This is a genomic window from Tardiphaga sp. (assembly GCF_044336785.1).
Classification (GTDB): Bacteria; Pseudomonadota; Alphaproteobacteria; order Rhizobiales; family Xanthobacteraceae; genus Tardiphaga.
The window spans coordinates 1-12616 of record NZ_JBIIOT010000059.1 but is presented as its reverse complement, the minus strand read 5'-3'; the positions used below and the strand labels follow the sequence as shown (position 1 = coordinate 12616).

Genomic DNA, 12616 nt, shown 5'->3' with positions numbered 1-12616 from the left:
CCGATCATGAACTGGCATTATCTTCATTTTGTCGGGCGGGCATTCACAATGCGCGAATACGACGCCCGTCCCTCATTTCAGTGGGGCCCGGCATCGTCTGGAATCTTCCGACTGGATGAGGGCCGTATTTAGAGACACAACTCAGGTACGTCAACCGCCCCTAGCGCTTCGCTCGCTTTTTCGCGAGCTTTCGCACGGACTTGGCTGATTTCTTGGCGACTTTCGCGACCGCCTTTTTGACCGTCTTTTTCACCGTTTTGGCCGCCTTTTTGACGGTTTTCTTGGTGGATTTCGTCGTTTTGGCCTTGGACGCGGCCTTGCCGGCCTTCTTTGGCGCTTTCACGGCCTTTTTGGCGGCCTTCTTGACCACCTTCTTGGCCGCCTTTTTAGCGACCTTGGCCTTCTTTGCCGGAGCCTTCACAGCCTTCTTTGCCGGGGCCTTGGCCGCCTTGGCTTTGGCGGCCTTTTTCGGCGCAGCCGACTTCTTGGCCGGCACCTTCTTGGCAGCCTTGCGAGCAGGCTTGGCCGAACCGCTATCGTCGCGAATCGCAGCGAGCACGCGGTCGATTTCCAGCGTCACCTCGTCGATGGACATCATGCCATTGATGGTGATCAGCTTGCGCTTCTCGGAATAGTAATCGATCAGCGGCTCGGTGGACGCGCGATAGGCAGCCAGGCGCTTCGACAGCACGTCCGGCGTGTCGTCCGCACGAACGGCCTCGCCACGCGCCATCATTTCGGCGACGCGCGTTTCCACGCGCTCAAGCAGCGCGCTCTCATTGACCCGCAGCTCGACCGCGGCGTCCAGATTGAGGCCCTTGGACTTCAGCAACACATCCAGCGCTTCGGCCTGCGGCACGGTGCGCGGGAAGCCGTCGAGGATGAAGCCATTGGAGGCATCCGCCTGCTCGATGCGATCCGAAATGATTCCGATCACCACCTCGTCGGGCACCAGACCGCCAGCGGCCATGATATCCTTTGCCTTGAGACCGATCTCGGTCTCGGCAGCCACGGCTGCACGGAGCATGTCGCCCGTCGAGAGCTGCACGATCCCGTGGCGCGTCACGAGACGCTGTGCCTGTGTTCCCTTGCCCGCCCCCGGCGGCCCGAGAAGAATCAGTCTCATTTACGGCGGCCCTTCAGCTTCGACTTACGGATCAAACCTTCATACTGGTGCGCCAGCAAGTGGCCCTGCACCTGGGCGACCGTATCCATGGTCACGCTGACCACGATCAGCAGCGAGGTGCCGCCAAAGTAGAACGGGACTGCAGCATAGGAGATCATGATTTCCGGGATCAAGCAGACGATCGCGAGATAGGCAGCGCCGACCACAGTGATACGCGACAGCACGTAGTCGATATATTCCGCGGTCCGCTCACCGGGACGGATGCCCGGAATGAAACCGCCATGCTTCTTCAGATTGTCGGCGGTCTCGGTCGGATTGAACACGATCGCCGTATAGAAGAACGCGAAGAACACGATCAGCGAGACATACAGCACCAGGAACAGCGGACGGCCGTGGCTGAGCTGCGTGGTGATCATCTGGAACCATTCCGGTCCCTTGCCTGCATTGAAGCTGGCAATGGTGGCGGGCAGCAGCAGCAGCGACGATGCGAAGATCGGCGGAATCACGCCCGATGTGTTCAGCTTCAGCGGCAGATGCGAGGACTGGCCTTCGAACATCTTGTTGCCGACCTGACGCTTCGGATACTGGATCAACAGGCGGCGCTGGGCGCGTTCCACGAAGACGATGAAGGCGATCACGACGACGGCCATCACGATCACGACCAGGATCAGGCCGGTCGACAATGCGCCCTGACGGCCGAGTTCGAGCATGTTGGCGATCGCCGCCGGCAGTTCGGCCACGATGCCGGCCAGGATGATCAGCGAGATGCCGTTGCCGATGCCGCGGGAGGTGATCTGCTCACCCAGCCACATCAGGAACATGGTGCCGCCGGTCAGCGTCACCGACGCCGAGATCAGGAAGAAGATGCCGGGCTCGCTGACGACATTGCCGGCGCTCTGCAGCCCCGCCGCGATGGCGTAGGACTGGAAGGCAGCCAGGATGACGGTCAGGTAGCGGGTATACTGGTTCAGCGTCTTGCGGCCGGCTTCACCCTCTTTCTTGAGGGCTTCGAGCTGTGGCGACACGGTGGTCAGAAGCTGGATGATGATCGATGCCGAGATATACGGCATGATATTCAGCGCAAAAATCGCCATGCGATTGATGCCGCCACCCGCGAACATGTTGAACATGCCGAGGATGCCGCCGGCCTGCTGGCGGAACACCTGCTCCCATGCCGACGGATCGATGCCGGGCAGCGGAATATAGGTACCAAGCCGATAAACAAGCAGCGCACCCAGTGTGAACCAGATGCGCTTCTTCAGTTCTTCGGCCTTGCCGAGCGCGGCAAAGTTGAGATTGGAGGCGAGTTGCTCTGCTGCGGAGGCCATGTCGGACTTTCTCCCGCACCTCAAGAACCGCGGTGTCAGCGTGATCGCGACACCGGTCGAGGCCGGACGTTATTTGATGCTCGGTAGTGATAGAATCTAGCGGAGATAAAATCTACCCGAACACCGCGCAAGGCCGCCTGCTGACGCAGGCGGCGCGCAGGCATCAGGCGGCTTCGCCGTCTTCCTTCTTGGCGGGCGCAAGGATGGTCACCTTGCCGCCGGCCTTCTCGATCGCTTCGATCGCGGACTTCGACGCACCGGCAACTTCAAGAACCAGCTTGGCCTTGATTTCGCCACGGCCGAGCACGCGCACGCCGTCCTTGACGCGGCGGATCACGCCGGCTTCGACCAGCGAGGCTGCGGTGATCGTACCCGACGCATCGAGCTTCTTGCTCTCGATCGCATCCTGGAGACGATCCAGGTTGATCTCGGTGAAGTCGAGACGGAAGATATTGTTGAAACCGCGCTTCGGCAGACGCCGATGCAACGGCATCTGACCGCCTTCGAAGCCCTTGATGCGCACGCCCGAACGTGCGGTCTGGCCCTTGCCGCCACGGCCGCCGGTCTTGCCCTTGCCGGAGCCAATGCCGCGGCCGATGCGCATACGCTTCTTACGGGAGCCGGCGTTATCGGCGATATCGCTGAGCTTCATCGTTCTGTTTCCTGTTGCGTCCTGCCCTTCCGGAGCGGCCTGAAAGGCCATTTCTGCCGAAAAACCAGTGTCATCCTTGCGGCAACCGTGTGGCCGGCTTGAGACGACGTGAAAGTCCTTAGTCCTCGACCACGCGGACGAGGTGCTGCACCTTGGCGATCATGCCGCGCACTTCAGGAGAGTCCTGAAGTTCGGTCACGCGGCCGATCTTGTTGAGCTTCAGGCCGACCAGGGTCGAGCGCTGCGAGTGGTGACGGCGGATCGCGCTGGCGATCTGCTCCACCTTGATTGTCTTTGTAGCGGCCTTGGCCATCGTCATACTCCGAAGAAAGCTTAAGTCGGCATGATCCCGACGGAAAACCGGAAAACCACTTTTCCGGGATCAGGCCACTTACTCGGCAACCACTTCCGCATCGGTGCCAACGCGGCGCGACTGCAGAGTAGAAACCTTGAGGTTACGACGAGCGGCGACCGAACGCGGCGAATCCTGATGCTTCAGCGCGTCGAAAGTGGCGCGAACCATGTTGTACGGATTCGACGAGCCGACCGACTTGGCGACAACGTCCTGGATGCCGAGCGTCTCGAACACGGCGCGCATCGGGCCACCAGCGATGATGCCGGTACCGGCCGGCGCTGCACGCAGATAGACGCGGCCCGCACCGTGGCGGCCAGCAATATCGTGATGCAGCGTGCGGCCTTCGCGCAGAGCGACGCGCGTCAGGTTGCGCTTGGCGCTGTCGGTTGCCTTGCGGATCGCTTCCGGGACTTCACGGGCCTTACCGTGACCGAAACCAACCCGACCCTTCTGATCGCCGATGACGACCAGCGCGGCGAAGCCGAAACGCTTACCGCCCTTAACGACCTTCGCCACACGGTTGATGTGGACGAGCTTGTCGACGAATTCGCTATCACGCTCTTCCCGGGGGCCCCGGTCGCGTCCGCCGCGTTCGCGTTCACCTGCCATGGTGTTTTCCAATCTTTGCGAAGCTTTCGCTTCTGTGTCCGTTCAATTCGTTGAATACAAAACGCTTAGAAGCTCAGCCCGCCTTCGCGAGCGGCATCTGCCAGCGCCTTGACGCGACCGTGGTACAGATACTGCCCACGATCGAAGATCACTTCCTTGACGCCATTCTTGACGGCGCGCTCGGCGAGGAGCTTGCCGACGGCCTGCGCCGCATCGACATCCGCACCGGTCTTGCCACCATCGCGGAGACCCTTCTCCAGCGAAGAAGCCGAAGCCAGCGTCTCGCCCTTCAGGTCATCGATGACCTGCGCATAGATGTGCTTCGACGAACGGAACACCGACAGACGCGGACGACCATTGGCATTGCGGCGAATGGCCAGACGGACGCGCTGCTTGCGCCGGGCATTCGTAATCTTGAGTTTCGACATGACCCGCTCCGTTACTTCTTCTTGCCTTCCTTGCGGAAGATAAATTCGTCGGAATAACGAACGCCCTTGCCCTTATAGGGCTCTGGCGGACGATAGCTGCGGATCTCAGCAGCAACCTGACCGACGCGTTGCGAGTCGATACCGGCGACATTGATCTCGGTCGGCTTGGGAACCGTGATCGTGATGCCTTCCGGGATCTGGTAGACCACGTCGTGGCTGTAGCCGAGCGCGAGCTGCAGGTTCTTGCCCTGGAGCGCGGCGCGGTAACCGACGCCGGTGATCTCGAGCTTCTTCTCGAAGCCCTTGGTGACGCCTTCGAGCAGATTCGAGATCTGCGCGCGGGCGGTACCATAGAGTGAACGCGCGCGCTTGGTTTCCGCACGCGGAGCGACGGTGATCTTGCCGTCCTTCAATTCGACCGAGACGTCGTCGTGGACGACGAACTGAAGAGCGCCCTTCGGGCCCTTCATCTTGACGGTCTGCCCTTCGATATTCGCGGTAACGCCAGCGGCGATCGCGACGGGCTTCTTGCCTACACGGGACATGAGCTATCCTTCCTCAGAACACCGTGAAGAGAACTTCGCCGCCCACATTCGCGTCTCGCGCGGCGTGGTCAGCCATAATTCCCTTCGGCGTCGACAGAACCGAAATGCCAAGCCCGTTACGAACGCGCGGCAGGTTCTTCACGGAGACGTAAACGCGGCGGCCCGGCTTGGACACGCGCGAGATCTCGCGAATGACCGGCTCGCCATCGAAATACTTCAGTTCGATTTCGAGCTCGGAGCGGCCATTGGCATGCTCGATCGAAGCGAAGTCACGGATGTAACCTTCGGTCTTCAGAACTTCGAGCACGTTGGCGCGCATCTTGGAGCCCGGGGTCGAAACCTTGGACTTGGTGCGCATCTGCGCATTGCGGATGCGGGTGATGAGATCGCTGATCGGATCGTGTGTGGACATGTGCGACCCTCCCCTTACCAGCTCGACTTGACCAGGCCGGGAACCAGGCCCTTGGAGCCGAGTTCACGCAGCGCGATACGGCTGAGCTTGTTGAGACGATAGACCGAGTGCGGACGACCGGTCACTTCGCAGCGGTTCATGACGCGAACCACGGACGAATTGCGGGGCATCTCGGCAAGCTTCAGGGTCGCGGCGAACCGCTCTTCCATCGGCTTTTCCTTGTCGGCGATGATGGCCTTGAGACGCGCGCGCTTCGGCGCAGCGTTCGCGGACATCTTCTTCCGACGGTTGTTCTTTTCGATTGAACTCTTCTTTGCCATGCTTGGCTCCTGGGTTACCGCGTTTGAGAAGCTGTGAAGCTGCTCACTGCCGGAACGGGAAATTGAAAGCGGTCAACAAAGCGCGGGCTTCGTCATCCGTGCGTGCGGTCGTGCACACCGTGATGTCCATGCCCAACGGCGAATCCCCGGCTTTATCGAAATCGATTTCCGGGAAAATGATGTGCTCCTTGAGGCCGAGCGAGTAGTTGCCACGGCCGTCGAAGCTCTTGCCATTGAGGCCGCGGAAGTCGCGGACGCGCGGCAGGGCGACGTTCACCAAACGATCGATGAACTCGTACATCTTTGCCTTACGCAACGTCACCTTGGCGCCGATCGGCTGGTTTTCACGCAGCTTGAAGGTCGCGATAGCAACGCGCGAATAGGTCACCACAGCCTTCTGACCCGCGATGAGCGAGAGGTCGGCAGCGGCGGTTTCGGCCTTCTTGCGGTCGTTGACGGCTTCGCCAACGCCCATGTTGAGGACGATCTTGTCCAGGCGCGGAACCTGCATGACGTTCTCGTAGCCGAACTGTTCGATCAGCTTGGCGCGAATGCTCTCGTCATACTGTGCGCGCAGGCGCGGAGTGTATGCGGTCTCAGACATCAGATCTCTGCTCCCGAACGCTTGGCGACACGCACCTTGGTGCCGTCTGCCTGAATCTTGAAACCGACGCGGGTCGGCTTGCCGTCCGCGCCAACGATAGCGATGTTCGACAGCTGGATCGGCGCCTCTTTCGAGATGATGCCGCCTTCCTGGGTCTGCGACTGCTTCTGGTGACGCTTCACCAGGTTGACGCCGCGCACCAGCGCCTTGCCTTCGGTCGGGCGCACTTCGAACACCTCACCGGTGCGACCCTTGTCACGACCGGTCAGAACGATGACTTTGTCACCCTTGCGGATCTTGGCAGCCATTACAGCACCTCCGGCGCAAGCGAAATGATCTTCATGTGGTTCTTGGCGCGCAGCTCGCGCGGCACGGGCCCAAAGATACGGGTCCCGATCGGCTCGGACTGATTGTTGATCAGCACGGCTGCGTTGCGATCGAAGCGGATGACGGATCCGTCCGGACGGCGGATGTCCTTGCGGACACGCACCACGACGGCCTTCATGACGTCGCCCTTCTTCACCTTCCCGCGCGGGATGGCTTCCTTGATCGATACGACAATAACGTCGCCAACGGATGCATAACGGCGCTTGGATCCCCCAATCACCTTGATGCACATGACACGGCGTGCGCCTGAATTATCGGCCACGTCGAGGTTGGTCTGCATCTGAATCATTGATGCACCTCGTCCTCTGATTATGCGCTAAGCGCGGATTAAGCAGTTTTCTGTTCGCCCCGGACAACCGTCCAGCGCTTCAACTTCGAGATCGGCTTGCTCTCTTCGATCCACACGGTGTCGCCTGGCTTGAACTGATTGTTCTCGTCATGCGCGTGGTAGTTCTTCGAGCGGCGAATGGTCTTCTTGTAGATCGGGTGTGTGAAGCGACGGTCAACGCGGACCACGATGGTCTTCGCCTGCTTGTCGCTGACGACCACGCCCTGCAGAGTACGTTTCGGCATGTGCGGCCCCTTACTTCGACTTGCCGTCGCGCTTCTGCGCGGCGATGGTCTTGATACGTGCGATGTCGCGGCGAGCTTCACGCAGGCGCGAGGTGTTTTCCAGCTGCCCGGTGGCGCGCTGGAAACGCAGGTTGAAGCGCTCTTTCTTCAGGTTGAGGACGGCATCGTCCATCTGGTCCTGGCTCATAGCGCGGATATCGCTGGTCTTCATTTCAGCCATGGCTCAATCCTTACTCGGCAATACGCTGCACAAAGCGCGTCTTGATCGGAAGCTTGGCGGCCGCAAGGGTCATGGCTTCCTTTGCGATCTGCGGCGTGACGCCGTCGATCTCGAAAATCAGCTTGCCCGGCTTCACGCGCGCCACCCACAATTCCGGCGAACCCTTGCCGGAGCCCATGCGGACTTCAGCAGGCTTCTTCGACACCGGCAGATCCGGGAAAATCCGGATCCAAACGCGACCGGCGCGCTTCATGTGACGGGTCAGTGCACGACGGGCAGCTTCGATCTGACGGGCGGTGATCCGCTCAGGGGCCATCGCCTTCAGGCCGAACTGGCCGTAAGCCAGTGTCGCGCCAGACGACGCAACGCCGTGGATACGGCCTTTGTGCGCCTTGCGGAACTTGGTCTTCTTTGGTTGCATCATGGCTGTAACGCCTCAATCCCTAAATTTGTACGCTCAGGCAGCGTCGCGGCGCGGGCGCGAATTGTCGCCTTCAGCCATACGCTTGTCCTGGGCCATCGGATCGTGCTCGAGGATCTCACCCTTGAAGATCCAGACCTTCACGCCACAAGTGCCGAAGGTCGTGAACGCGGTACCCACACCGTAATCGATGTCGGCGCGCAGCGTGTGCAACGGCACGCGACCTTCGCGATACCATTCCATACGTGCGATTTCTGCACCACCCAGACGACCCGAGCAGTTGATACGAATGCCCTCGGCGCCGAGACGCATCGCCGACTGAACGGCGCGCTTCATGGCGCGGCGGAACGCAACGCGGCGCTCGAGCTGCTGCGCGATGGACTCTGCAACCAGGGTTGCGTCGAGTTCCGGCTTGCGGATTTCGACGATGTTGATCACGACGTCCGACGCGGTGATGTCGGCAACCTTCTTGCGAAGCTTGTCGATGTCGGCGCCCTTCTTGCCGATCACGACACCCGGACGAGCCGACTGGATCGTGACGCGGCACTTCTTGTGCGGGCGCTCGATGATGATCTTGGCGACGGCCGCCTGCTTGAGCTCCTTGTGCAGGATCTCACGGATCTTGATGTCTTCGTGCAGCAGCTTGCCGTACTCGTTCTTGCCGGCGTACCAGCGAGAATCCCAGGTCCGGTTGATGCCGAGGCGCAGACCGATTGGATTGATCTTTTGACCCATCTTACTCTCCTGCCTGCTTACGCGGCTTCAGCTTCGACCTGACGAACGACGATCGTCAGCTGCGCAAACGGCTTAAAGATACGACCCGAACGACCACGGCCGCGCGGTGAGAAACGCTTCATAACGATGCCCTTGCCAACATGCGCCTCGGAGACGATCAGCGCGTCAACATCGAGGTCATGATTGTTCTCGGCGTTTGCAATCGCCGATTCGAGGCACTTCTTTACATCAACTGCGATCCGCTTGCGCGAAAATTGCAGATCTGCGAGGGCTGCCGAGGCCTTTCGACCGCGGATCATCTGCGCCACCAAGTTCAACTTCTGCGGGCTGACGCGCAGCATGCGGGCGATTGCCTTGGCTTCGTTATCCGGGAGAACCCGTTCGCGCTTTGGTTTGCTCATAGCTGTGCGCCTTACTTCTTGGACTTCTTGTCGCCGGCGTGGCCATGGAAGGTACGGGTCGGCGAGAACTCGCCGAACTTGTGACCAACCATTTCCTCGTTGATGGCAACAGGAACGTGCTTCTGACCATTGTAGACGCCGAAGGTCAGTCCGACGAACTGTGGCAGGATCGTCGAGCGACGGCTCCAGATCTTGATCACTTCATGACGGCCAGACGAACGTGCGGCATCTGCCTTCTTGAGCAGAGAACCCTCAACGAACGGGCCTTTCCAGACTGAACGAACCATGTCCGGCGATCCTTACTTCTTCCGCTTGTGGCGGCTGATGAGAATGAACTTGTCTGTCGACTTGTTCGAACGGGTCTTCTTACCCTTGGTCGGCTTGCCCCAGGGCGTAACCGGGTGACGACCACCCGAGGTACGACCTTCACCACCACCATGCGGATGGTCGATCGGGTTCATGACGACGCCGCGGTTATGCGGACGCCAGCCGAGCCAGCGGGTACGACCGGCCTTGCCGATCGAGGTGTTCATGTGATCCGGGTTCGAGACAGCGCCGATGGTGGCGGTGCAACGACCGTGAACCAGGCGCTGTTCGCCCGAATTCAGACGGATGATCACGTAGTCATGGTCACGGCCGACCAGCTGGGCATAGGTGCCAGCCGAACGGGCGATCTGACCGCCCTTGCCGATCTTCATCTCGACGTTATGTACGATCGTGCCGATCGGCATGTTGCCGAGCGGCATGACATTGCCCGGCTTCACGTCGACATAGTTGCCGGCGATCACGGTGTCGCCGACGGCCAGACGCTGCGGCGCCAGGATGTAGGCGAGCTCACCGTCTTCGTACTTGATCAGCGCGATGAACGCGGTGCGGTTCGGATCGTATTCAAGACGCTCGACCTTCGCCGGCACGTCAAGCTTGGTGCGTTTGAAGTCGACGATACGGTAGGTCTTCTTGTGACCACCGCCGCGGAAGCGGACAGTGATACGACCGGTATTGTTACGACCGCCTGCCGAGTGCTTGCCTTCGGTCAGAGTCTTGACCGGCTTGCCCTTGTACAGCGCCGAACGATCGACCATGACCAGCTGGCGCTGGCCCGGCGTCGTGGGATTGAATGTCTTCAGTGCCATTGTCTATCCGCCTTATAGACCGGTCGTAACGTCGATGCGGTGGCCCTCTTCGAGGGTAACCACTGCACGCTTGACGTCAGACTGCGAACCGAAAGTGCCGCGGAAAGCCTTGGACTTGCCCTTGCGCACCAGCGTGTTCACGCTCTTCACCTTGACGTCGAAAAGCTTTTCGACGGCTTCCTTAATCTGCGGCTTGCTAGCCTTGCTCGCGACCTTGAACACGACCTTGTTGAACTCGGACGCAGTGGTCGCCTTCTCGGTGATCACCGGGGCCACGATCACGTCGTAGTGGCGCGGATCGATATTCTTCGTCATTTGAAGCGCGCCTCCAACGCATCGAGCGCCGCCTTGGTCAGGACCAGCTTCTGACGACGCAGAATGTCATAGACGTTGATGCCCTGGATCGGCAGCACGTCGATGTTCGGGATGTTACGGGCCGCCTGAGCGAAACCGACATGAACCTCGGCGCCATCAATGATCAGCGCATTGGTCAGGCCGAGACCCGAGAAGTGACCGAGCAGAGCCTTGGTCTTGGCTGCCTCGAGGGTCGCGTTCTCGATCACGATCAGCGAGCCGTCCTTGGCCTTGGCCGAGAGAGCATGCTTGAGCGCGAGCGCGCGGACCTTCTTCGGCAGGTCGGTCGCGTGCGAACGCACGACCGGACCGAAGGCGCGACCACCGCCACGGAACTGCGGCACGCGGGCCGAGCCGTGACGAGCACCGCCGGTGCCCTTCTGCTTGTACATCTTCTTGCCGGTCCGTGCGATTTCCGCGCGGCCCTTGGCCTTGTGAGTGCCGGCCTGGCGCTTGGCCAGCTGCCAGTTGACGCAACGCTGGATCAGATCGGTGCGCGGATCGAGACCGAAGATGGCCTCGTTCAGCTCGATCGAACCGGCGTCCTTGCCCTCAAGCGTGGTGACGTTCAGTTTCATCTCACGCTCCTTCCTGCTCAGCGGCCGGGGCTTCGACAGCACCCTCACCTGCCAGCTTGAACTTGCCGGGCTTCGGCGCGTCCTTCGGCAGTTCCTTCTTCACGGCGTCGCGGACCGAGATCCAGCCGCCCTTGGAGCCGGGAACGGCGCCTTCGACGAGGATCAGGCCACGCTCGACATCGAGTTGCACGACGCGCAGGTTCAATGTGGTGATCTTGTCGACGCCCATGTGACCGGGCATCTTCTTGTTCTTGAAGGTCTTGCCCGGGTCCTGACGGCCACCGGTCGAACCGATCGAACGATGCGACACCGACACACCGTGCGTGGCGCGAAGACCGCCGAAGTTCCAGCGCTTCATACCGCCGGCAAAACCCTTACCGACCGAGGTGCCGGTGACGTCGACGAACTGGCCGACGACGAAGTGGTCGGCCTGGATCTCGGCGCCGACCGGGAGCAGCGCGTCTTCCGACACGCGAAACTCGGCGACCTTGCGCTTCGGCTCGACATTGGCGACCGCGAACTGTCCGCGCTCGGCCTTGGGCATATAGACGGTCTTACGCGAACCCGAACCGAGCTGCAGAGCGACATAGCCGTTCTTCTCGGTGGTGCGATGACCCAGCACCTGGCAATTGCCAAGCTTCAGAACGGTCACGGGGATATGTTCGCCGGCCTCTGTAAAGACCCGCGTCATTCCGACCTTCTGTGCGATCACTCCGGAGCGCATCGGCGTGCTTCCTGTTCTTTCTGTCCGTTTGACCGGACGGGACCTAAAAAATTCTTAGAGCTTGATTTCGACGTCGACACCGGCGGCCAGATCGAGCTTCATCAAAGCATCGACGGTCTGCGGGGTCGGATCGACGATGTCGAGGAGGCGCTTGTGGGTGCGCATCTCGAACTGCTCGCGGCTCTTCTTGTCGACGTGCGGCGAACGGTTGACCGTGAACTTCTCGATGCGCGTGGGCAGCGGGATCGGTCCGCGGACCTGTGCACCCGTGCGCTTCGCCGTGCTCACGATCTCGCGGGTCGACGCATCGAGGATGCGATGGTCGAACGCCTTGAGTCGAATGCGGATATTCTGGCCGTTCATTGCCGTGTCTTCCTTAGAATGCGATTGGTGAGTGGCGAGTAGCGAATGAACTCCATTCGCCACCCCCTATTCGCTATTCGCTATTACTCGATGATCGAAGCGACGACGCCTGCACCGACGGTGCGGCCGCCTTCACGAATGGCGAAGCGCAGCTTCTCTTCCATCGCGATCGGCACGATCAGGTGCACTTCCATGGCGATGTTGTCGCCCGGCATCACCATTTCGGTGCCTTCCGGCAGATGCACCACACCGGTCACGTCGGTGGTGCGGAAGTAGAACTGCGGACGGTAGTTGGTGAAGAACGGGGTGTGACGGCCACCTTCGTCCTTGGTCAGAATGTAAGCTTCT

At 60.6% G+C, this 12616-nt stretch carries 23 protein-coding genes and 1 pseudogene; all 24 read right to left on the bottom strand.

Going from position 1 to position 12616, the window contains the following annotated elements:
* Nucleotides 1–160: 160 nt before the first annotated feature.
* Nucleotides 161–1126 (bottom strand): adenylate kinase, encoded by a 966-nt coding sequence (locus ACIQ2A_RS16970; RefSeq protein WP_398481284.1) that lies wholly within the window; start codon nt 1124–1126, stop codon nt 161–163.
* Complete coding sequence (gene secY / locus ACIQ2A_RS16965) at nt 1123–2454, bottom strand: preprotein translocase subunit SecY (protein WP_398481282.1); 1332 nt, start codon at nt 2452–2454, stop codon at nt 1123–1125. Before secY ends, ACIQ2A_RS16970 begins: the two co-directional genes overlap by 4 nt.
* A 163-nt stretch (nt 2455–2617) precedes the next feature.
* Nucleotides 2618–3106 (bottom strand): 50S ribosomal protein L15, encoded by a 489-nt coding sequence (rplO, locus tag ACIQ2A_RS16960; RefSeq protein ID WP_398481280.1) that lies wholly within the window; start codon nt 3104–3106, stop codon nt 2618–2620.
* A 118-nt stretch (nt 3107–3224) separates the two neighbouring features.
* Complete coding sequence (gene rpmD / locus ACIQ2A_RS16955) at nt 3225–3419, bottom strand: 50S ribosomal protein L30 (protein ID WP_398481278.1); 195 nt, start codon at nt 3417–3419, stop codon at nt 3225–3227.
* 78 nt (nt 3420–3497) lie between these two features.
* Nucleotides 3498–4070 (bottom strand): 30S ribosomal protein S5, encoded by a 573-nt coding sequence (rpsE, locus tag ACIQ2A_RS16950; RefSeq protein ID WP_398471755.1) that lies wholly within the window; start codon nt 4068–4070, stop codon nt 3498–3500.
* A 65-nt stretch (nt 4071–4135) separates the two neighbouring features.
* Complete coding sequence (gene rplR / locus ACIQ2A_RS16945; protein WP_211909014.1) at nt 4136–4498, bottom strand: 50S ribosomal protein L18; 363 nt, start codon at nt 4496–4498, stop codon at nt 4136–4138.
* Nucleotides 4499–4509: 11 nt separating this feature from the next.
* Entirely contained in the window at nt 4510–5043 is a 534-nt protein-coding gene (rplF, locus tag ACIQ2A_RS16940) for a 50S ribosomal protein L6 (protein ID WP_398481275.1), read from the bottom strand.
* 13 nt (nt 5044–5056) lie between these two features.
* Entirely contained in the window at nt 5057–5455 is a 399-nt protein-coding gene (rpsH, locus tag ACIQ2A_RS16935) for a 30S ribosomal protein S8 (protein WP_398481273.1), read from the bottom strand.
* Between the two features lie 14 nt (nt 5456–5469).
* Nucleotides 5470–5775, bottom strand: a complete 306-nt coding sequence (rpsN, locus tag ACIQ2A_RS16930) for a 30S ribosomal protein S14 (RefSeq protein ID WP_398481270.1) — start codon at nt 5773–5775, stop codon at nt 5470–5472.
* Between the two features lie 43 nt (nt 5776–5818).
* Nucleotides 5819–6379, bottom strand: a complete 561-nt coding sequence (gene rplE, locus ACIQ2A_RS16925) for a 50S ribosomal protein L5 (RefSeq protein WP_398481268.1) — start codon at nt 6377–6379, stop codon at nt 5819–5821.
* Nucleotides 6379–6687 carry a 50S ribosomal protein L24 gene (gene rplX, locus ACIQ2A_RS16920; RefSeq protein WP_398481267.1) on the bottom strand — a complete coding sequence of 103 codons (309 nt, stop codon included), beginning with the start codon at nt 6685–6687 and terminating at the stop codon, nt 6379–6381. The genes rplE and rplX overlap by 1 nt, the downstream gene beginning before the upstream one ends.
* Nucleotides 6687–7055: a 50S ribosomal protein L14 gene (gene rplN, locus ACIQ2A_RS16915; protein WP_068731479.1), complete on the bottom strand. Its 369-nt coding sequence runs from the start codon at nt 7053–7055 to the stop codon at nt 6687–6689. Before rplN ends, rplX begins: the two co-directional genes overlap by 1 nt.
* 38 nt (nt 7056–7093) lie before the next feature.
* The gene (rpsQ, locus tag ACIQ2A_RS16910; RefSeq protein ID WP_398471761.1) at nt 7094–7339 is read right to left on the bottom strand and encodes a 30S ribosomal protein S17; all 246 of its coding nucleotides are present in this window, start codon (nt 7337–7339) and stop codon (nt 7094–7096) included.
* 10 nt (nt 7340–7349) lie between these two features.
* Complete coding sequence (rpmC, locus tag ACIQ2A_RS16905; RefSeq protein ID WP_211909022.1) at nt 7350–7559, bottom strand: 50S ribosomal protein L29; 210 nt, start codon at nt 7557–7559, stop codon at nt 7350–7352.
* A 10-nt stretch (nt 7560–7569) separates the two neighbouring features.
* Entirely contained in the window at nt 7570–7983 is a 414-nt protein-coding gene (gene rplP, locus ACIQ2A_RS16900) for a 50S ribosomal protein L16 (protein ID WP_398481264.1), read from the bottom strand.
* A gap of 33 nt (nt 7984–8016) precedes the next feature.
* Nucleotides 8017–8715: a 30S ribosomal protein S3 gene (gene rpsC / locus ACIQ2A_RS16895; protein ID WP_398481262.1), complete on the bottom strand. Its 699-nt coding sequence runs from the start codon at nt 8713–8715 to the stop codon at nt 8017–8019.
* Nucleotides 8716–8732: 17 nt separating this feature from the next.
* Nucleotides 8733–9116, bottom strand: coding sequence for a 50S ribosomal protein L22 (rplV, locus tag ACIQ2A_RS16890; protein WP_233022159.1), 384 nt, complete (start codon nt 9114–9116; stop codon nt 8733–8735).
* 11 nt (nt 9117–9127) lie between these two features.
* Nucleotides 9128–9403 (bottom strand): 30S ribosomal protein S19, encoded by a 276-nt coding sequence (gene rpsS / locus ACIQ2A_RS16885; RefSeq protein ID WP_398481259.1) that lies wholly within the window; start codon nt 9401–9403, stop codon nt 9128–9130.
* A 12-nt stretch (nt 9404–9415) separates the two neighbouring features.
* Nucleotides 9416–10249 (bottom strand): 50S ribosomal protein L2, encoded by an 834-nt coding sequence (gene rplB / locus ACIQ2A_RS16880; protein ID WP_398481256.1) that lies wholly within the window; start codon nt 10247–10249, stop codon nt 9416–9418.
* Nucleotides 10250–10261: 12 nt separating this feature from the next.
* On the bottom strand, nt 10262–10564 hold the full coding sequence (locus ACIQ2A_RS16875) for a 50S ribosomal protein L23 (RefSeq protein ID WP_398481254.1): 303 nt from the start codon (nt 10562–10564) through the stop codon (nt 10262–10264).
* Entirely contained in the window at nt 10561–11181 is a 621-nt protein-coding gene (gene rplD / locus ACIQ2A_RS16870) for a 50S ribosomal protein L4 (RefSeq protein ID WP_398481252.1), read from the bottom strand. The genes ACIQ2A_RS16875 and rplD overlap by 4 nt, the downstream gene beginning before the upstream one ends.
* Nucleotide 11182: 1 nt before the next feature.
* On the bottom strand, nt 11183–11905 hold the full coding sequence (gene rplC, locus ACIQ2A_RS16865) for a 50S ribosomal protein L3 (protein ID WP_398481249.1): 723 nt from the start codon (nt 11903–11905) through the stop codon (nt 11183–11185).
* A 54-nt stretch (nt 11906–11959) separates the two neighbouring features.
* Nucleotides 11960–12268, bottom strand: a complete 309-nt coding sequence (gene rpsJ / locus ACIQ2A_RS16860; protein WP_013166261.1) for a 30S ribosomal protein S10 — start codon at nt 12266–12268, stop codon at nt 11960–11962.
* Nucleotides 12269–12351: 83 nt separating this feature from the next.
* Nucleotides 12352–12616, bottom strand: a pseudogene (tuf, locus tag ACIQ2A_RS16855) (elongation factor Tu); the annotation flags it as partial.